The 21,479-nt window shown below is 48.8% G+C and carries 16 protein-coding genes; 15 read left to right on the plus strand and 1 reads right to left on the minus strand.

Annotation, left to right across the window (positions count from 1 at the left end; translation table 11 throughout):
• The first annotated feature begins 371 nt into the window (after nt 1-371).
• From PBN151_RS03795 to PBN151_RS03825, 7 genes are all read left to right on the plus strand, one after another.
• On the plus strand, nt 372-1,730 hold the full coding sequence (locus PBN151_RS03795; RefSeq protein ID WP_072727786.1) for a cohesin domain-containing protein: 1,359 nt from the start codon (nt 372-374) through the stop codon (nt 1,728-1,730).
• 163 nt (nt 1,731-1,893) lie between these two features.
• Nucleotides 1,894-3,120 carry an acyl-CoA dehydrogenase family protein gene (locus PBN151_RS03800; protein WP_072727787.1) on the plus strand — a complete coding sequence of 409 codons (1,227 nt, stop codon included), beginning with the start codon at nt 1,894-1,896 and terminating at the stop codon, nt 3,118-3,120.
• A 75-nt stretch (nt 3,121-3,195) separates the two neighbouring features.
• Nucleotides 3,196-3,972, plus strand: coding sequence for an SDR family oxidoreductase (locus tag PBN151_RS03805; RefSeq protein WP_072727788.1), 777 nt, complete (start codon nt 3,196-3,198; stop codon nt 3,970-3,972).
• A gap of 86 nt (nt 3,973-4,058) precedes the next feature.
• Complete coding sequence (locus PBN151_RS03810; RefSeq protein ID WP_072727789.1) at nt 4,059-5,144, plus strand: phosphotransferase family protein; 1,086 nt, start codon at nt 4,059-4,061, stop codon at nt 5,142-5,144.
• A gap of 65 nt (nt 5,145-5,209) precedes the next feature.
• Nucleotides 5,210-5,989, plus strand: a complete 780-nt coding sequence (locus PBN151_RS03815) for an enoyl-CoA hydratase/isomerase family protein (protein WP_028533211.1) — start codon at nt 5,210-5,212, stop codon at nt 5,987-5,989.
• Between the two features lie 62 nt (nt 5,990-6,051).
• Nucleotides 6,052-7,737 (plus strand): long-chain fatty acid--CoA ligase, encoded by a 1,686-nt coding sequence (locus PBN151_RS03820; protein WP_072727790.1) that lies wholly within the window; start codon nt 6,052-6,054, stop codon nt 7,735-7,737.
• 125 nt (nt 7,738-7,862) lie between these two features.
• The gene (locus PBN151_RS03825; RefSeq protein ID WP_028533210.1) at nt 7,863-8,429 is read left to right on the plus strand and encodes a TetR/AcrR family transcriptional regulator; all 567 of its coding nucleotides are present in this window, start codon (nt 7,863-7,865) and stop codon (nt 8,427-8,429) included.
• A gap of 229 nt (nt 8,430-8,658) precedes the next feature.
• On the opposite strand, the gene PBN151_RS03830 is transcribed toward PBN151_RS03825, so the two are convergent.
• Nucleotides 8,659-8,847, minus strand: a complete 189-nt coding sequence (locus PBN151_RS03830) for an aspartyl-phosphate phosphatase Spo0E family protein (RefSeq protein ID WP_065293698.1) — start codon at nt 8,845-8,847, stop codon at nt 8,659-8,661.
• A gap of 404 nt (nt 8,848-9,251) precedes the next feature.
• Here PBN151_RS03830 and PBN151_RS03835 point away from each other — a divergent pair, with 404 nt between their 5' ends.
• From PBN151_RS03835 to PBN151_RS03870, 8 genes are all read left to right on the plus strand, one after another.
• Entirely contained in the window at nt 9,252-10,268 is a 1,017-nt protein-coding gene (locus PBN151_RS03835; protein WP_227774376.1) for a LacI family DNA-binding transcriptional regulator, read from the plus strand.
• A 116-nt stretch (nt 10,269-10,384) separates the two neighbouring features.
• Complete coding sequence (locus tag PBN151_RS03840; protein ID WP_072727791.1) at nt 10,385-12,754, plus strand: glycoside hydrolase family 65 protein; 2,370 nt, start codon at nt 10,385-10,387, stop codon at nt 12,752-12,754.
• Nucleotides 12,755-12,864: 110 nt separating this feature from the next.
• Nucleotides 12,865-14,160, plus strand: coding sequence for an ABC transporter substrate-binding protein (locus PBN151_RS03845; RefSeq protein WP_072727792.1), 1,296 nt, complete (start codon nt 12,865-12,867; stop codon nt 14,158-14,160).
• Nucleotides 14,161-14,220: 60 nt separating this feature from the next.
• Entirely contained in the window at nt 14,221-15,117 is an 897-nt protein-coding gene (locus tag PBN151_RS03850; RefSeq protein WP_065293701.1) for a carbohydrate ABC transporter permease, read from the plus strand.
• 13 nt (nt 15,118-15,130) lie between these two features.
• Entirely contained in the window at nt 15,131-15,973 is an 843-nt protein-coding gene (locus PBN151_RS03855) for a carbohydrate ABC transporter permease (protein WP_072727793.1), read from the plus strand.
• Nucleotides 15,974-16,067: 94 nt separating this feature from the next.
• Nucleotides 16,068-18,263, plus strand: coding sequence for an alpha-L-rhamnosidase-related protein (locus tag PBN151_RS03860; RefSeq protein WP_072727794.1), 2,196 nt, complete (start codon nt 16,068-16,070; stop codon nt 18,261-18,263).
• A gap of 130 nt (nt 18,264-18,393) precedes the next feature.
• Nucleotides 18,394-19,077 carry a beta-phosphoglucomutase gene (pgmB, locus tag PBN151_RS03865; RefSeq protein ID WP_072728468.1) on the plus strand — a complete coding sequence of 228 codons (684 nt, stop codon included), beginning with the start codon at nt 18,394-18,396 and terminating at the stop codon, nt 19,075-19,077.
• Nucleotides 19,078-19,139: 62 nt separating this feature from the next.
• A complete protein-coding gene (locus tag PBN151_RS03870; protein ID WP_072727795.1) occupies nt 19,140-21,446 on the plus strand; it encodes a glycoside hydrolase family 65 protein in 2,307 nt (768 codons plus the stop codon).
• Nucleotides 21,447-21,479: the final 33 nt, after the last annotated feature.

A 21,479-nucleotide genomic window follows, 5' to 3' on the forward strand; every position in this document is an offset into this window, starting at 1 on the left:
AACAAGCAGTACGTTGAGAAATTCTCAACATTATTTCAGTTGGACAAGCACATTTTACTCAACAGGAGAAGTAGAATATAGAAAAATTTAACAGCAAGAGGGGGAGAATATGAGTACAGGAGCATTTATTCTAATGGTGGTTTCGACAATCGTATCGTATTCACTCGGAATATATGTGTTGAATAAATTTCATGGGCGGAGAAAGTAAAGGAACATTGGTGATTCACGTATTTTTGAAAAAAGAATGAAACAATGTCGAAAAATATTCGAATATAATATAAATTCTGTATTTTATAGGTAATATTGTTTAGACAGATTCATGTTTCTTCCCTAAAATGGTTGAGGAATATAAATCAATGGGGGTAAGAGAGATGAAAGCATCTAAGAAGTACCTGGCATTTCTAGCTTTTATGCTAATTTTGCTGGTGGTACCACAGAAAGGTTATGCAGCAGTGGATTACCGTGGAGGGATATTAGACGGAGCTAGTTTGTATCTCAATTCGAGCGAAAATGTAGGCGGTTCGCTATTTAATGAAGCTACAGATAATAATGAAGAAACAAAAATCGCGATGACAGGCCGTAATGTAGGCGGTGACCGGGATCATATCGTAAAACCGTTTACGGAACCTGTAACCGTTAGTGCTATAAGAGTGAAGGCCAATAAATCCATTAATGTCGGGTTCTACGATAAAAATGGAAGATATATTACGGTCAACGGAAAAACGTTGAATAAAATTTCGGCTGAGGAAGCAGATGGAAGATTGATTTCGATTCCTCAAACTAGCGGTATATATAAGGCTATTTTGTTTAACGATTTAAGTGTACCCGTAGATATTTACGAGTTCAATCTCTATAACGACAATGGGTATGTGACAGAAGAGTCCGAACTGACTGCCAGCGGGGCTGTTAACAGTGTTAACTTGAAATGGGATTCAGTAAAAAATGCAACTGGATATACAATCGAGCGTTCCAAGACGCATGGCGGCCCATATGAGAAAATCGCCACTGCTAGCGTAACAGAGACTACCTACACGGATTTGAACGTGGTGAACGGCACAACGTACTACTACATTGTTACTCCATTCAACAGCTTAGGGAATGGGCCAAGAACGAATGAAGCTTCGGCTATGCCACAGGCTTCAGGAGTGACCCTGGATATTGAGTCTGCGAAGGACAAAGTATTTCTGAATGAGACCTTTACTGTACAAGCTGTACTGAACAATGCAACGAACATTTACGCAGAAGATTTTAACGTGAAATATGATAAAACGCGTTTCCAGCTTGTAAAGGTAGAAGCGGCAGACCATATGGGGTTATTCCATAATGGAACAGTAGCCGATGATACAGTAAGATTGATTACTGCAAGTTTGGGTAAAGATTATGGCATCAACGGAAAAGGTACATTGGTTCACTTTACGTTCAAAGCAATCGGTCTTGGAAAAGGTAAAATTGACGCAACAAAAGGGAAAATCGCGGATAACGGAACCACTGAGGTTACATTGACCGAAGAAAATTGCGGTGAAAAAGAGATTGAGGTTATTGGTGGGGAGTTAACGAATTTTACACTGAAGCACCTTGGTTTTTTGGGATTTAACTATTCAGAGGACAAAAATAAATTGACCGATGAGTTGAAAAACTTGTTGGGCTCCACAGGCAATGTTGCGGATGTCGATCTCGTTCAGTTGACGAATGCAATTTTGGCTAATCCGAACTACGATTTCAATAAATAATAGGTTTGCCGCTCCTTATGGGGGCGGCTTTCTTTGTTTGATCAAGCAAACAGAAGATTCTCAACACCAAAATCGTCTTGAATAATTTGGAAAATGGATCTATAGTAAGTATGACGTTAACATACTAACCGGTCAGTATGTTGAGTGAAGGGAGGCTATGCCAATGAATTTCGATTATTCCAAGAAGGTTGAATCTTTGCGGAAAACGTTGCTGGAATTCATGAATGAAGTGGTGTATCCGCAAGAACGAACGTACGAGGAACAGCTTGGTCAGGCCGGAAGCAGATGGGAGATCCCTCCGATCATGGAGCAGATGAAGGAGCAGGCTAAGCAGGCTGGTCTCTGGAATCTGTTCCTGCCGGACAGCGAATACGGTGCAGGCCTCAGCAACCTAGAATATGCACCCCTGTGCGAAATTATGGGACGTTCCCTTATTGGCCCAGAGGTATTCAATTGTTCGGCGCCGGATACGGGCAACATGGAGGTGCTTGTGCGGTATGGAACGCGGGAGCAGAAGGAGAAATGGCTTGTTCCTCTGCTTGAAGGGAATATCCGTTCGTGCTTTTCGATGACGGAACCGGATGTCGCGTCCTCGGATGCAACGAACATTGAAGCGACCATCGAACGGCAAGGCGGCGAATATGTCGTGACCGGACGCAAATGGTGGTCTTCCGGTGCCGGAGATCCGCGCTGCAAGGTGGCGATCGTGATGGGGAAGACGAATCCGAACGCGCCGGCTTATGAGCAGCAGTCTATGATTCTCGTGCCGATGGATGCACCTGGTGTGAGGGTCAAGCGCATGCTGCCCGTGTTCGGCTACGATCACGCGCCGCACGGACATGCGGAAATTGAGTATGATCGCGTACGTATACCGCTCGATTCCATGCTGTGGGAACCGGGCAAGGGATTTGCCATTGCGCAGGGAAGGCTTGGTCCAGGACGCATTCATCATTGCATGCGCCTGATCGGTGCGGCAGAACGCGCGCTCGAAGTACTGTGCAAGCGCGTACGACAGCGTACGGCATTCGGCAAGACGCTAGACCGTCAGGGCGTCGTGCAGGATTGGATTGCCTCCTCGCGTATTGAAATCGAGCAGGCGCGCCTGCTGACGCTGAAGGCGGCTTACATGATGGACACAGTCGGAAATAAAACGGCAAAAGCGGAAATTGCCATGATTAAAGCGGTCGCTCCCAATATGGCGCTGCAGGTGATTGACCGGGCCATTCAGGCGCTAGGGGCCGCAGGCGTTTGCGAAGACTTCCCGCTTGCCTCGCATTGGGCCAATGCAAGAACGCTGCGCTTAGCGGACGGGCCGGATGAAGTGCACAAGGCCGCCATCGCCAAAATGGAGCTTCGCAAGTACGAAGAGATGAAAGCGATTACGATGTGAAAAGGGTAGAAAAGATTAGAACAGATTTGAAGGTACAAACGAGACTTTAGCCTTTTCATGAATGGGGGATGGAAGGTGAACGTCAAGCAATTATTTGACTTATCGGGTAAAACGGCGATTGTAACTGGCGGCGGGCGAGGGCTCGGCGAGCAGATTGCTCATGGCTTGGCTGAAGCGGGTGCGAATCTCGTTCTATGTTCGCGCAGGGTTGACGCATGTTTGGAGACGGCGGCCCGAATCCAACAGGATACAGGCTCCTCATGTCATGGGATGGCTTGTGACGTTAGAAATCCGGAGGACGTGCGGCGTGTGGTGGAACAGACGGCAGAAAAGTTCGGTCGTCTCGACATTTTAGTGAACAACAGCGGAGCCTCTTGGGGCGCGCCAGCTGTTGATATGCCGCTCGAAGCTTGGAATAAGGTAATGGACATCAATGCGACAGGTACGTTCTTGATGTCGCAGGCGGCAGGGAAGATCATGATTGAGCAGCGCGGCGGCAAAATCATTAACATCGCTTCTGTGGCAGGTCTGGGCGGGTCGGATCCGGCATGGCTTGATGCCATTGGGTACAGCGCGAGCAAGGGCGCGGTCATTGCATTCACGAAGGATCTTGCGGTCAAATGGGGCAAGCACAACATTCATGTCAATGCGATTGCTCCGGGATTTTTTCCAACCAAGATGACCCGTGATGTTCTTCAACACGGAGGCGAACAAATAGTAAGCCTCACCCCGTTGAGACGGCTCGGATCTGATCGCGATCTGAAGGGGAGCGTCGTATTTTTGGCATCCGAGGCTTCCGATTACATCACCGGTGCGGTGCTGACTGTGGATGGCGGCATGACAGCCATGTAACTGTCCCTGAATCGTGATCCATGGCAAGTGTCTCGTCTTTTTTATCCAGTAAAGCTATTTTGAAACAATAAGGAGGTCTAATTACCATGACGTCCAGGCAAGAGACATTACAGCAGGATACGATTCCCGTTCGCAAGGGCGAGGAGTTGAATGTTGCTGCGCTAGAAGAGCATTTACGTGAGCATCTCGATATTCCGGAAGCCCCATTGGAAGTGGAGCAGTTCGGGGCGGGACATTCCAATTTAACATACGCGATAAGGAGCGGGGATTGGCAGGCAGTAGTGCGCCGTCCTCCACTGGGGCCAGTCGCTCCTAAAGCACACGATATGCAGCGCGAATATACGATTCTCTCAAGACTGCATCCATTTTTTTCGCTTGCCCCTCGTCCGTATTTGTACTGCGGCGACACCTCAATCATTGGCAGTCCTTTCTTCGTGATGGAGCGTCGGAACGGAATCGTGTTGGATCGAAGCTTTCCTTCGGATGTGGAATATACGCCTCAACTGGGCAGGGATATTTCCGAGACGATGGTCTCGACATTGGCCAGGCTGCATGAAGTTCCTTATCGGGAAACGAATCTAAGGGCGATTAGCCAGCCAGACGGCTTTATGCGTCGGCAAGTGCATGGCTGGATAGAACGTTATGAGCGAGCCAAGACGGATGAGATCCCAGGAGAAGAGAAACTCAAAAAATGGCTGGCTGATTTCTTGCCGAATTCGCAGACACCGACCGTCATCCATTACGATTATAAGCTGAACAATATCATGTTCGCAGGCGACAATCTTACAGAGATCGTCGGCGTATTTGACTGGGAGATGGCTACGGTGGGCGATCCAATGGCGGATGTTGGAGCAGCGCTCAGCTACTGGTTCGAACCGAATGATCCGTCGGAGCTGCTGCACGGCTTGGGGCATGTTCCGCTTACGGTTCGCTCGGGCTTCATGTCGCGTGCCGAATTCCTAGAGGCATATGCGTCAAAAAGCGGGCGAGATGTATCGGAGGCCCATTACTACTTGACCTTCGCTTACTTCAAGCTGGCGGTCATCTGTCAGCAAATTTACTACCGTTGGAAAAAAGGGCAGACGAGCGATGAGCGCTTCGGCCGTTTCAACGATACCGTACAGACGCTGATTGCACACGCTTGGCAGCAAGCAGAACGTGGCAAGCTGTAAACTAGATTACGATTATTGCGCAAGATAGAGTTGCGGTTCATCACAATAGGGAGGTTCTTTGAGATATGGGCAATGAGCATTTACTTGTACAAAAGATAGGGCATGTTCTGTCGTTGAAGCTGAATCGTCCAGAGAAGCTGAATGCGTTCAGTCCTTCGATGATTCGGGGGATTATCGATGCGCTGGAGGAGGCGCAGAGAAATACAGACATTCGAGTCATCTGCTTGTCGGGGGCAGGACGCGCCTTCAGTGCAGGCGGAGACGTGACGACAATGAGCGGCGCAAAGCCGAATAACGTCTATGATCATATTGGAATGATGAATGAACTGGTTCATTCCATTAAAGAAATCGAGAAGCCTGTGATAGCGGTCGTGCATGGATTCGCGGCAGGGGCAGGCTTCAATCTCGCATTAGCTTGCGATTTGATTGTTGCAGCCAATGACGCCAAATTTGCGATGAGCTTTGCCCAAGTCGGTCTCATCTCCGATGGAGGGGGATTGTTCTTCTTGCCGCGCCTCATTGGCATACATCGAGCTAAGGAACTGCTATTCAATGCCGAGCCGATCGATGCGGAATATGCCCACCGCTTGGGTATCGTAAATAAGCTGTATCCTTTGGAGCAATTGGAATCCGGTGCGCTGGAATACGCCTCCCGCTTGGCGAAGGGTCCCATTAAGGCGTATGGGATGCTTAAGAAAATCGCGGACCAGTCGTTGACTTCCTCGTTGGATGACATATTAGAACGGGAGAGAGTTACGCAAGCCATGATGGTCACGACCGAGGATCACCAGGAAGGTGTTCGGGCGTTCGTCGAGAAGAGACAGCCTTCATTCAACGGTCTGTAGCACTTGTCGGTTTTTATTCGTTCTGAATGACAAAATGGTTAGCAATGAGGAGGCGATTTTTGATGACGCAATCCCATTATGCGTATTGGCCCGCACGATTGCCTGTTTCCATTTCAGTTCCGGACACGACGCTTACTGACAACTTGGAGGTTTCTGCTCGCCGTTATCCGGATAAGACGGCAATCATTTATTATAACAACTTTATTTCCTATCGAACCTTATGGAAAGAAGTCAATTTGATGGCTGCTTATTTGCTCCATCTCGGCGTAGAGCAAGGCGATCGCGTGCTGTTATATATGCAGAATAGTCCTCAGTATATTATCTCCTATTACGCGATTATGCGATCCGGCGCTATCGTTGTACCTATCAATCCTATGAATCTCACCGAAGAGCTTTCCTACCTTATTGAAGACAGCAATGCAAGAGTTGGCTTTGTGAGCCAAGAGCTGTATCCGCGTATCGAACCGTTATTATCAGTTCGTCGCCTCGAACGCATCATTGTTGCTACCTATTCGGATTACTGCAGCAATGTGGGTGAAGAAGTGCCTGACATCGTCCGGGCATCACGTCTTGAATCAATATCCCCCCAAGCTGTGTCCTGGACGGAGGCCATGAAAGTAGCGACTGTTCATCGGGGTTCCTTCCCGACGACGAAGGGAAGTGATCTGGCAGTTCTCCCGTATACATCGGGCACGACCGGCAAGCCAAAGGGGTGTATGCACACTCATAAATCTGTACAAGCGAACGTGATTTCATCTGCCTACTGGGGGGGATTGACACCGGAGGCACGGGGATTGGCGACACTTCCCTTCTTCCATGTCATCGGCATGATTCATGGCATGCACGCTCCCATTTTTGTCGGTGCAGCCATGGTCATCATGACGCGTTGGGATCGCAGCACGGCTGCTCTGTTAATGGAACGCCACAAATGTACGTATTGGACAGGAATCAGCACGATGATTATTGACTTTTTAGCCAACCCTGAACTATCTCAGTATGATTTGAGCTCGCTTATGCTGATTAACGGTGGCGGAACTGGGCTGCCGGAGGTCGTGGGCGAGAAGCTCTACCAGGTTACGGGACTGCGATTCGTAGAAGGGTATGGCTTATCCGAAACGATGGCGCAGACGCACTGCAATCCGCTTGACCGTCCGAAGCTGCAATGTCTTGGCATTCCAGCCTTTGGCGTAGACTCGCGGGTCATTGACCCGATGACACTTGAAATAAAAGGGCCGGGGGAAGAAGGAGAAATTATTATAGACGGACCGCAGTTATTTCAAGGCTACTGGAATGATTCAGAGGCTACGCGGGCCGCTTTTGTAAAGGTGGAGGGCAAATTATTCTTCCGCACGGGAGACATTGGGCGGTACGACGAAGATGGATACTTCTTCATCGTCGATCGAATGAAGCGAATGATTAACGCTTCGGGATTCAAAGTATGGCCAACGGAAGTAGAATCGATTCTATATCGGCATCCGGCGATCCAAGAAGTATGCGTCATTGGCATTCCGGATGAGCGTAAGGGAGAGGAAATCAAGGCTTATATCGTCCTGCGTGAAGGGGAGCGCGGCAACGTGTCGGAAGGCGATATGATAAGCTGGGCGCAGGAGCACATGGCAGCTTATAAATACCCTCGAATTATCGAATTTGTCGCTTCGCTTCCGGTTACTGGCAGCGGCAAAATTTTGTGGCGCAAATTGCAGGACGAGGCATGGAAGAAAGCCGGGGAAAAATCGAGCTCCAGATAGAAGAATCGTATCAACGAATTTGAAATGCAAAATATCCACTTGTTCCCTTTACATGTCTCTATTGTTCAAGCTAACATAGAAACATATTATTCGACATGAGGGGAGAATCACGCTTGGAGCTGTCCATGAAGGATAAAATCATCAGACACAGTATTGCGCTGTTCGAATCGAAAGGGTTCAGCGAAACCTCGATTCAAGATATTGTCGACACGCTCGGCGTGACAAAGGGCACCTTTTATTATTATTTTACGAGCAAAGAACAGCTGTTAACGCATATTCATCTGCAATATATTGACTATTTACTAGCAGAACAGCAAACCATTTTTGAACGCCCGGATAGATCATGTCAGGAAAAGCTGGCTGGCGTAATCAACATGATGATTCGGGAAATCGCGGAAAAGGGTGCCAGCGCACGGATATTTTTTCGCGAGCTTATTCATATATCGGGCGAGGATCTGAATGTAATCAAGGGGAAGCGGGATCAGTTCCGGTTCAATTTACAATCCGTCATCGAGCAGGGAATGGAGAATGGAGAATTCCGCAATGATATCCCGGCGGATATGATGACATTCGGTATCCTTGGTGCCTGTAACTGGTGTTACACTTGGTTCAATCCGGAAGGCGCAGTTTCCGATGTCGAGGTTGCTTCGATCTATACGAAGATGTTTTTGAATGGTTTGAATAAGCAATAGCACGTATTCTTAATTGACAATACGCTTCAGGCTGTGGAGGTTCGTGAATCACGGCAATTCCATCGTATTTATTGGCCACTATAGAGACGAGACCTCCCGTTTCGAATCTATCCCCGGCAAGGAGCAGACCAAGCAATCCGTGGTCTGCTTTTTGCGTGTGCAAGACAATCATCGCGTAATCGCAAGTTTCGTACACCCAACTGTTTCGAAAGGTTCTACCTGAAATCGTTCATTTCCTTGTTTCCTGCTGGAACTTTAATAGATGATGATCCAGCTCTTGGCTTAAGACAATTACCTTCTCGTCGGTAAGGCTTTTTCTCTCTGTTGCCACTTTAAGCAATTGCTGGCGAATTCGCTCGATTTTATCTTTCAAATCTTTTTTTTGCTGATCATCAGAATTAGACGGGGCAATAGCCACTCACCCTCTCTACTTTGATAAATGTTTCTGGCTCATTCTGGCTCCTATAATGGAAAATATACCACATCAACTTTTTTTTGAATCTAAAACTTGCCGAATGTGTTCCATTGGCATGATAAATGTAATTATCGTTGGGAGATATTATGATGTTTATCGGAGATTTGGGAGAGTTTGTGAAGGGTTTTTCTATAAAATGGGACAAAAGTACAAGCTCCAATCCGCATCGCGAGATAACCAAATCGAGTAAAATGAGTTATTGCAGATCCGAATTATAGATAAAAGAAGTAACCTATGATAACATGATACAATGCGGATCAAGATAGGATAGGCATCCAGTAACTTGTGTCCGCATGTTTTGCAAGTAGCGGGAATGATTAATGACGCACAAGAGGCATAGGTGATGAATGATGGTATCTATTAAAGATGTGGCAAAGCGTGCGAACGTGTCCGTAACCGTCGTATCCAAGGCATTAAACGGATATACGGACGTAAGCGAACAAACGCGGAAAAAGGTGCTGCGGGTTGCAGAAGAGTTGAAGTATTCGCCCAATATGCTCGCCAAAAATTTAAAGCAAAAGGTCGCGAAGTCGATCGCGCTCATTATCTCCAACTTCGATCGTACCGATGGGAGAGACGGGTTGCTGGTGCAGATTATGAGCGGTGCGTTCGAGGCTGCTACCACGAACAAATATGAAATCGTGATATATACGAGCAGCTTATCGGAGCAGCAGGACAAGTCGTATTGGCAGTTTTGCAAGGAGCATAAAATTTCTGGCGCTATTATCGCCGGGTTAAAAACGACCGATCCATATTTCCAGGAAATTATTAAAAGTGACTTCCCATGCGTCGTTATCGATACGATGCTGACAGGCCCTCATACGGGATCTGTATCGACGGATAATGTACTGGCTGCCAAGACCGCCATCGAGTATTTAATTGAACGTGGGCATAGATCGATTGCGATGCTGAACGGTCATGAATTTGCTGTAGTCAGCAAGCAGCGGCTCGAAGGCTATCAACAAGCGCTTGCGGAGAATGGGATAGAAGTCGATCCGAATCTGGTCATCAACGCCGACTTTTCCGAGGAGATCGCATATGAGGTGACGGAACGATTGCTGCAGGAGCAACCGCATGTTACGGCTGTGTTTGCTGCCAGCGATTTGATGGCGATTGGCTTTATGAGACGTTGCCGCGAGCTTGGTGTACGCATTCCGGATGACGTATCCGTCATAGGGTTTGATGATATTGTCCTTTCCAGCTATATGACGCCCCAATTGTCGACAGTGAGACAAAATTTCCATAGTATTTCCTATCAAGCGTTCGAACAACTTATCGATATTTTGGAGAATAATTGTCCGGGAACCCACATTAATACTCCATTCCGCATTATTGACAGAGAAACGATCAAGGTGATACAATGACCCTGAAAACGTTTTCTGGCAAGTTTTTTTATTTTTAATCATTTCGAAATCGTTTTCGATTTTTTTATCTCTGTTTCGAAAACGATTTCGGTAAAACGAAAGGCTGGGAATCTGCCATGCTTAATTACAACGCAATTATACCGGATGTAGGCGAGAACTGGGCTTTCACGGAGGAAAAATTCGATCCGCTCCGTCTCGGCAAATGCGAATCCATCATGTCACTGGGGAATGGGTACATGGGGCTTCGAGCTGTTACCGAGGAGCCTTATTTGGGGGAGACGCGCAACTTGTTCGTCAACGGAACCTTCAACAAGTTCGATGAACGGGAAGTTTCCGAGCTGCCTAACGCGGCGGATGTGACGCGGCTTGATATGTGCATTGACGGCCGCAGATTTTCCTTAGAATCTGGAAAGGTGGAGGACTACTCGCGCACACTCAATCTTCGTCATGCAGAGCTCGTGCGAACCTTCATATGGGAGAATGACGTAGGCAAGAGGATGCGATTTGCATTCCACCGTTTCGTATCGCTCGATCAGCTGCACCTGATCGGCATGAAGGTGGAAGTTACACCGCTGAACGAAGCGGTGCGTTTGCAAGTGACTTCAGGCATCAATGCGCAGCTTACCAATACGGGAAGCCAGCATTTTCATGAGGGAGAGAAGCGGATTTTCGATAAGCAATACATTCAATTATTGCAGACGACGACGCAATCTCAGATTGATTTCGTCCTCCATGCCAGTCATCGCTTCAAGTTAAATGGAGAGGCATTGGATCTGGTTCCTAAGATGGACATTCATCGCCGCAAGGCAGCGCTGAGCTATGAGATAGATATTCCTGCGGGATCAACGCTAACGCTGGAGAAACTGAGCACGATCTATACGAGCCGGGATAGTGAGTTCGAAGCGAATTATGAACTGGACTTAATGAAAGCGTTTGCTCTCGATCGAATAAAGCTCGCGGACGCTCAAGGATACGATGCTTTGTTCGAGCAGCATAAACGGGAATGGGCAGAGGTATGGGCGAAATACGATATCCGCATTGATTCCGATCAATCGTTCGATGTGCTGGCACTGAGGTTTGCCATTTATCATCTCGTCGCGATGACTCCAGCTCATGATCACCGTATGGGGATCGGCGCCAAAGGTCTCAGCGGTGAAGGGTATAAGGGTCATTCATTCTGGGATACAGAGATTTTCATCCTTCCGTTCTACATATACAGTAGTCCAGAGATTGCTCGTTCTTTGCTTGAATATCGTTATCTCGGCTTGGAGGGAGCCCGCCGCAAAGCGAAGGAGAACGGCTTCGAAGGCGCCATGTATCCATGGGAGCAAGCTTGGCCATCCGATGGCGAGGTTACGCCGGTATGGGGGGATGTCGATGTCGTGACCGGCTTGCAGACGAAGATATGGTCAGGATTCATCGAACAGCATATTACTTCCGACATTACCTACGCCGTCTGGCATTATTATCAGGCGACAGGCGACCAGGATTTTATGGATCGCTTCGGATACGAGATGATTTTCGACACGGCCGTATTTTGGGCGAGCCGCCTGGAATGGGACGACAACAAAGGGCGCTACCACATTAACGAAGTCATTGGGCCTGACGAGTACAAGGAGCATGTAAACAATAATGCGTTTACCAATTACATGGCTCATTTCAATATGGAGCTCGCCATTCAGTATTATGATGTGCTTCAAGCGAAGCAGCCAAGATTACTGCAGCAGCTTGACGACAAGCTGGGATTGCAGGCCGCCTATGCCAATTGGATCAGCAAAATCGATAACATTTATCTGCCACAGCCGAATGCGGAGCAAATCGTGCCACAGGATGATACCTATTTGAGCAAATCGCTGATCGACTTGAGCAAATATAAGCGGCAGGAAAAGGTTGGCAGCATATTCCTGGATTACAGCTTGGATCAAATCAACCAGCTCCAGGTATCGAAGCAGGCTGATATTATGATGCTGTTCTTCTTGCTGGAAAATAAGTTTTCTCCGGAAGTGAAGAAGGCCAATTATGAGTATTACGAGCCGAAGACACTTCATGACTCTTCACTGTCGCTATCCACGCATAGCATTTTGGCAGGAGATTTCGGCGACGAGGAGTTGGCATACAGCCTGTTCAGGAAGGCAACGGAGATTGATTTAGGGCCGAATATGATTTCTTCAGATGCAGGCATTCATTCGGCCTCGATCGGAGGAATCTGGAAGTGTGTTGTAATGGGTTTTGCCGGATTGCGGATGCTGGACGGCAAGCTCCACCTGAATCCTAGTCTGCCGAAAGCGTGGAGCAGGCTGGAATTCCCTATCTATTGGCATGGCAGTAGGCTATTGATCCAAATCACACGAGATGCGGTTCGAATCAAGTCTTCCGGAGCTGAGGAGATTGCCCTGACGATTTGTGGGAGGGAAGTTCTTATCACGCGTGAGCTAAATCTATCTCTACATTCCGATATTGCCGATATTGGGGCAGGCTCCATATAAGGTATTATTTCTATTTTTCTCGAATTAACGAATCATAGCCTTGCGAGGCTGCTGATAATGAAGTTGATCCATGCATGAACACAGTGCACATCTAAAGGGAGGGTTATGAAATGAAAAAATGGGCTTGTCTATTGGTTGTGACGATGATGGTTCCGCTGATTTTGTCTGCTTGTGGCAGTGGAAAGACAGATGGCTCGGCCAAGGGAGACGGATCCAAGGAAGTCGTCGAGCTGAAGTTTACGGCATGGGGAGACGTGAACAGCGGTCAGTCCGAGGTGAAGCTGGCTGAGGAATTCAACAAAACGCACGACAATATTAAGGTGAAGTTCGAACCCGTCCCCGGTGATGGGTACGGCACGAAGCTGACGACTTCTCTGGCAGCGGGTAATGCGCCGGACGTATTCCTGATCGGTGAGGGAGACTTCTACAAATATGTTGATAAGGGCGTAATTGAGCCGTTGGATAGTTATCTGGCAGAGGATAAATCCTTTGATACAGGCTTATTCCAGCAGGATCTGCTGAATATGGGCCGTATTCACGACAAGCTGTATTATTTGCCCAAAGATTTCAACCCGCTGTCCTTATGGTACAACAAAGCGATGTTCGATGAAGCGAAGATGGAATATCCAAATGAGAACTGGACATGGAATGACCTGATGGCCACAGCACAGAAGCTGACCGCGAAGGACGGAAACGGCAAATACGTAAAATTCGGCTTTAACGCAACGAAGTGGGAATATCCAATATACACCTATCTGTGGTCCAATGGCGCAGACATCAGCAATGAGGACGGGACAAAAGCCGAAGGCTACATGAACAGCGATAAGACGATTGCTGTGCTTGAAAAATACATCGCCATGTCCAAAGGGGCTAACAAAGTGTCGCCGACACCTCAAGATGCAGAAACGCTGGGCGGAGACAGCTCGATGTTCATGACGAACAAGCTGGCGATGATGGTAACAGGCCGCTGGGTGAAGTCGGATTTGGACAAATCGGATGTGAATTATGGAACGGCGCTTATTCCGAAGGGGGAAGGCGGCAACCGCGCCGGTATCATTGCGGCAGCGGGCTGGGCGATGAACGCGAACGGGAAGCATAAGAAGGAAGCTTATGAATTCATGAAATGGCTTTCTGGCACGGAGGCCCAAAAATTGCGTTCGGAAAATGGATTCGTGCTTCCAGCAACCGTCAAGGAACTAGAGGAAGTAAAAAGCAAGGAAATTGCAGACAAACCGGTTATTGAAATGATGCAGTATGCGAAAAAGCCGGTTACACTCATATCCGGCAATGGGCCGATCTTCGTTGAGGAGTTCGGCAAAGCGTTAGAGAAAATTTTGCTGGATCGATCCTCCATCAAGGATGCCTTGGATGAAGCCGCAAAAGCGATTGACAGCAAGATCAAGTAAATTGGGGTATGGTGGAGCCGACTCGCTCTGCTCCACCCTCCATTCTTCAAGGAGGTTCCTATGGGCAAATTTCGTTCGGAAAAAACCGGGTATTGGTTTATCCTTCCATGGTTTCTGGGCCTGCTGTTGTTCACGATCGGGCCGATGATTTTCTCGTTCGTGCTTTCTTTCAGCAAATGGGACATTATTACGGGAATTGATTCGATTCAGTTTGTAGGCTTTGAGAATTTTATTCAAATCTTTCAGGATGAGCTGTTCTACCAGTCATTGAAGGTCACCTTCATCTTTGCACTCGTATCCGTTCCTCTGTACCAAATGATTGCGCTGTTTGCGGCCATGCTGCTCAATATGCGCAGCCGCGGCATGAAATTCTTTCGCTTAATCTTCTTCATGCCCTCCGTCATTCCGGCGGTGGCCGTATCGATGATGTGGATCATGATATTGAATCCGGAATACGGCATTCTGAACAAAGCGCTCGCTTGGTTCGGAATCCAGGGCCCTGCTTGGCTGCAAGATCCGTCTTACGCACTCGGTGCGTTAATCGTGATGGGAATATGGGGCATAGGCAATACGATCATTATTTACCTGTCAGGACTGCAAGGCGTACCTGAAGAGTTGTATGAAGCCGCGCAGTTGGATGGAGCCGGCATGCTGCGCCGTTTCATAAACGTAACCGTTCCAATGATTTCTCCTACCATTTTCTTCAATCTCATTATGGGGATCATCGGTGGTTTCCAATATTTCACGCAAGCGTTCGTCATGACCAACGGCGGACCGTTGAATTCCACTCTGTTCTATAACTTGTATTTGTATAATAAAGCATTTTTGACCTACGAAATGGGATATGCATCGGCGCTATCCTGGATTTTGTTCGCCATTATCTTGATTTTAACGCTGCTTGTCATTCGCAGTTCCTCCATGTGGGTGTATTACAACGGCGATGACGACAGAGATTGAGAGGTGTCCATCAATGAGTACAAGTGCGATCAACACGAGGAAGCTGGCTAATGTTCTATCACTTGTTCTATTAACGGCAGGCTCGCTTATTATTTTGGTGCCGTTATTATGGACGATTTCGACCTCGTTGAAATCGCCCGGTGAAGTATTTGGTGATCAATTCTTTCCAAATATCTGGAAATGGGATAACTATGCAAAAGCAGTAACCGCAATACCGTTCTTCACGTTTTTGGCGAATACACTGATCATCTTGATTCCGGTCTTAATCGGTACCGTATTCTCTGCCGCACTGTGTGCATATGGCTTTGCGAGATTCAAGTTCAGAGGCAAGCGCATTCTATTTCTCGTACTGCTGGCGACAATGATGCTGCCTGGCCAGGTGACGATGATACCGATGTTCATTATGTTCAAAGAGATCGGATGGGTCGATACGTTCCTGCCGCTGATCATTCCGTCCTTTTTTGGGGGCGGGGCCTTTAATATTTTCTTGATCCGGCAATTTATGCGTGGAATACCGAAGGATTTGGATGAGGCTGCGTTCGTGGACGGGGCGACCCGATGGACGATTTTCACGAAGGTCATGCTGCCGCTGAGCAAGCCTCCGCTCATTGCCGTGGCGATTTTTACATTCATGGGCGTGTGGAATGATTTCCAGGGTCCGCTGATTTATTTAAATACGACGGATAAATATACGCTTGCGTTAGGATTGTCGATGTTTAAAGGTCTATACAATGTCGAATGGAACATGCTGATGGCGGCCACCATTCTCATTATGCTCCCTGCGCTCATCGTATTTTTTGCGGCACAAAAATACTTTATCGAAGGGATATCCTTATCGTCTGCCATGAAGGGGTAAGAGTGGGGAATAGGCGGCAAGTACCGGAGAGGCTTCGAAAGAATGAGCTGGGAAAGGAATCAAGTGGAATCACATCGATAAGGGAGAGGGCACTATGGTAAGCAAGATGAGCAGACACCCCTTCAACGTGTACTTGAATGCGGGGGAGTACGTTAAAGTAAACGGTACGCAGGACGGTTATTTCCCTGATTTTGGGCATCATGTTGCGAATGAAATGGGCGGAGTATGGCTGCACCCGGTTAAGTTGCTGGACGGCTTCTGGCTAAAAGTCACGGATACCGAGCGGCATATTTCCGTATGGTCGAAATCAGATTCTTTTGAAAATTTGCCATGGGGAAGCCGATTCAAATACGACCATGGCTTGGGACATATACCGGTAGAAATCACGCGAACACAGTTCGCGCCGGAGCTGGAAAAAGGATTCGTCGTTCATTATGAAATCCATAATGATGCGGATTGCGATACGCACTTGAGCTTGGAACTGCTCGCACGGACGGATCTTCGTCCCGTGTGGTTCTCGGAGGAAATCGGCATACAGGACGGAGAGGAGGATACGGCCCAGATCTTGACGCCTCGCACGGTGTTGGCAAAGGATTGTGACCATGAATGGTATGTGCTGGTCGGTACCGATCTTTCTGGGGAGCGGGTGGAAACAGGCCGGCATTTATTCGGACCCGAATTCACGAGCGGTAATGGAACGGGTATCAAGTTTGCCACTGATGTCACTTTGGCTGCCGGCGAACGATTGTCTTTTCACGTTGTAATCGCCGGTTCTTATATGTCCCGTGAGGAATGCGAGCAAACGTATCGGACACTAACGACTTCTCATTCTCATTTGCTGAAGGAGAAGCAGGCTCTGTATGAACAAATTGCACAGCGCGCCGAGCTGGAGATCGAAGGGGAGAGCACAATCAATGAAGTGTTTGCGTGGGTGAAGTGGAATAACCAGTGGCTTGTTCAAACCGTGGACGGGATCGGCAGAGGATTGACCGCCGGGTCTCCGCACTATCCGTGGTGGTTCGGCTGCGACAATACGTATGCGCTGCAGGGCGTACTGGCGATCGGTGATCAGCAGCTCGTGCGGGACACGATGGGGCTGCTGCGGGAGAAGTCGAAGGAAGTGAACGGCAATGGCCGCATTGTGCATGAGATTACGACGATGGGCGTCGTCGCCAATCCGGGCAATACGCAGGAAACCGCGCATTTCATCGCTTTTGTCTGGGAAATGTTTTGCTGGATTGGCGATGTGGAGCTGCTGCGCGAATACTATCCCGATTGTGTGCACGGCTTACAGTGGCTGCTTGAAGAGATGGATCCAGATGGAGACCTGCTGCCTTCCGGTTATGGAATTATTGAAATTGCCGGCTTGAATATGGAGCTGATCGATTCGGCGGTGTACACCGTGAAGGCTGTGGAAGCTTTGATGCACATGAGCGCAGTGCTGGAAGAACGCGAGAACCACGAGCGGTACAACATGCTGTATGAACGCATCCGTGAAGCTGTTGAAGCGCTGTATTGGTGCGAAGAGGAATCGCTGTATGCGGACGCAGTGGCGGCGAAGAAAGATATCGCTCCCAAGGTTAGCGTTATGGCAGCACTGGCTGAGAAGCATGGGATTGCTGACTATCGCGAGTATATCGAGGATTTGCTCGCCGGCCAGTCTGAAGAGGAGCAAGAGCGAGGCTGGCTGCTCAACAAGAACTGGGTGATCGTAACGCCGATGGAAGCGGGAATTGCTCAGGCTGATCGCGCGCAGCGAGCGCTGGCAAGTATGCGGAACGAGGAGTTCATCGGCGAGTATGGAACTTATCTGGCTGCTCTGTATAAGCAGGGCATGATGACGATCTCGACGGGAGCGCATGCTGTAGCTGAGGCTACCTATGGCAATGCTGATGCGGCCTTGGATTTGTTGAACCGGATGCTGCGCTCCTACTCCATGGCGCTGCCGGGCTCGATGAGCGAAATGTCGCCTGATTATGGCTGCGTGGTTCAAGCGTGGACGACTTATGCGCTGGCTGTTCCCGTCATCCGCCATTTCTTCGGCATAAAGCCGGAAGCTTATCACAGCCATGTTCGGCTGGAACCAGTCATTCCGACCGCTTGGGCAGGGAAGCGAATGCGGCTGCGGCAGGTTCGAATCGGGGAGGCGTTGTTCGATATATCGTTGACGATGTCCGCCGTTTCCAAGCTGCATGTTGAGATTGACAATCCCGACGCATGGAGCTTCGCATTCTTATGGAATGGACAAACCGTAGAGAGCAGCGAGAAGCACATTCATTTGCACATATAAAGGCATATCCGTTTGCTTGAAGATGTGAAATGTGAAATGTGAAATGTGAAACAGGCAATGAGCAATGGAAAATGGAACGATGGAACGCAAGGACAATCACGAGCTGCATACATGCGAGGGGGAGAATCGGATGAAGGTGAGAGCCGTCTTATTTGATCTGGATGGCGTCATTACAGATACTGCGGAATATCACTATATGGCTTGGAAGCAGTTGGCGACCGAATTGAATATTATCATCGACCGCGAGTTCAACGAGCAGCTCAAGGGCGTAAGCCGTATGGAATCGCTTGAGCGCATATTGCGCCATGGAGGATGCGAGCATAACTTTACGGATGCGGACAAAATCGGGCTTGCGACGAAGAAAAACAAGCAATATGTGGAGCTGCTCAAGCAGGTAAAGCCGCAGGATGTGTTTCCAGGAATTCGCGAATTGCTGCTGGAGCTGCAGGATAACGGTGTGCATGCGGTCGTTGCTTCGGCAAGCAAAAATGCGCCGCAAATTTTGCAATCCTTAGAGTTGACCTCGTTGTTCGATTATATTGTCAATCCGGACGAAGTTGCACAAGGCAAGCCGGCGCCTGATATATTCCTGCGCGGTGCTGAAGCCGTAGGCGTGCCAACAGACCATTGTATCGGAATCGAAGATGCGCAGGCTGGCATTGCCGCGATTAAATCTGCCCATATGGCAGCGGTCGGCATCGGCAACGAGAACCTGCTGAAGGCCTCGGGGGCGGATGTCGTACTGCCGACGACGGAGGCACTGACGCTCTCTTTCCTGCAATCGGTAGGCAAAGCGGAAGCAGCAAATCAATAAGGAGCCGATCCTCAATCGGCTTCTTTGCTTTTAGCAACGGATAGGCGAAGGGGGAACTTGACATGAAACAAGGAAGCATCATTTATCCGAATGAGCCCTGGACAATAACAGAAGAAACGCCAGCCCTAGTGAATAATCAGCGCAGTGAAACGGTGTTCGCCGTCGCGAATGGCTACATCGGCATGCGCGGCAGCTTCGAGGAGGGCTTTAGCGGTTCGGAAGGCTTGTCGCTGAACGGAACTTATTTGAACGGATTCTACGAATCTACTCCGATTCAATATGGGGAGGAAGCCTTCGGTTACGCTAAAAACAGGCAAACGATGTTGAACGTTACCGACAGTAAGGGCATTGAGCTGTGGGTGGACGGAGAAAGGTTCGATGTATGGAAGTCAACGGTACAAGAGTATCGTCGCCAATTGCACATGCGCCAAGGCACCATGACACGCAGCTTGCGCTGGAAGACTGGACAAGGTAAGCTGCTTGACCTGCATATCGAGCGCTTTGCGTCTTTTGCTGAGAAGCATCTTGCCTTGATTCGTTATCGGGTTACACCGCTCAATTTCTCGGGGCCACTGCGAATCGTCTCCACCATGAACGGGGAAGTGACCAATCAAGTGACGATGGGCGATCCTCGGACAGGCTCAGGCTTTGCAGGACAAGTGCTGTTGACGAAGGAGTTGAAGGAGAACGGAACGTATGGCGGCATGCTGCATCGCACGAAAAATACCGGATTTACGCTGGTGTCGGGTATGGAGCATGACTTGAATACAGCGTACACAGCCACAACGGTTATGCAGGATCAACGAATGGAGATGACATTCACGGTGGAGGCTGTTCAAGGAGAAGCCGTCATGTTTGATAAATTTATATCCTATCATAGCTGTAAGGAGGAGACGCAAGCCGACTTATGGTTCCGTTCGATTGCCCTGCTAACCTCTGCCAAAACGAAAGCCTATGAATGGTATCAGTCGCAGCAGGCGGACATTCTCGCCGAGTTCTGGAGTACTGCAGATATTTCCGTAGAAGGCGATCCGGCACTGCAGCAGGGGCTTCGGTTCAATGCTTATCATTTATTTCAATCGGTCGGCAGGGACGGCGAAACGAATATGGGGGCGAAGGGCATTACGGGAGAAGGCTATGAGGGCCACTATTTCTGGGATACGGAGACGTATGTTCTTCCCTTCTTCTTATATACAAACCCCTCTATTGCCCGCCAATTGCTGAAGTATCGCCACCGAATTCTGCCTAAGGCAAAGGCGCGCGCGGCGGAGCTGGGCTATGCAGGGGCATTGTATGCGTGGCGGACGATCGACGGAGAAGAGACGTCTCCCTATTATCCAGCAGGCTCGGCCCAACTGCACATTAACGCGGATATCGCTTATGCTGTGAAAAAGTATGTTGAGGCGACGAATGATGACGCCTACCTGCTGGAGGAAGGCTTGGATATTTTAATCGAGACGTGCCGATTTTTTGCCGATGCGGGCGATTGGATCGAAGGGAAAGGGTTTTGCCTGAATGGGGTGACGGGGCCTGACGAGTATACGGCCATGGTCAACAATAATACGTACACGAATGTGATGGTGAAAGATCAGCTCGAATTTACAGTACATTCGCTGCGGCGAATGAAGAACGACATAAATGCATGGAACCGGCTCATCTTGTGTCATCAGGTAAGTGATCAAGAATTGGATGAATGGTCAAGAATGGCTGAGCAAATGTATGTTCACCGTGCAAAAGGCTTGATCGGACAAGACGATAGCTTCTTGGACAAGGCCGTATGGGATTTTGAGGGAACACCCAAGGATAAATATCCGCTTCTGTTACACTACCATCCGATGGTTATCTATAAATACCAGGTGCTCAAGCAGGCGGATTTGGTGCTTGCCTTTTATTTGCAGGGACATCGTTTTACGAAAGAAGAGAAGCTAGCCAATTATTGGTACTACGAGCCGCTGACGACGCATGATTCTTCCCTGTCGGCCTGCATTTATGCCATTGTCGCGGCAGAGCTTGGCGAGATCGAGAAAGCGTACGACTATTTCATGCAATCGGCGCGGATGGATTTGGACGATTTCCATGGCAATGTCAAGGATGGCATTCATTCCGCCTCCATGGCCGGCAGCTGGCTGACAATCGTGAACGGCTTTGCGGGCATGCGCCATGACGAGCACGAACTAACCTTCTGTCCGACCATTCCAGCAGCTTGGAGCAGCTACGCGTTCCGAGTGCAGTATCATGGCAGTATCGTTGAAGTAACGGTAACCAAGGACGCTGCGACATATACGTTAGCTGTGGGTGAGCCGGTTCGGCTGAAACATGGAAATAAACCGTTCGTGCTGGAAGACAGTATGACAATAGAATTACAATAAAATAGGAAAATCGTTCCGCACGACACGAAAATA

It is taken from the genome of Paenibacillus sp. NAIST15-1 (assembly GCF_001894745.1).
Lineage (GTDB): Bacteria > Bacillota > Bacilli > Paenibacillales > Paenibacillaceae > Paenibacillus_B > Paenibacillus_B suaedae.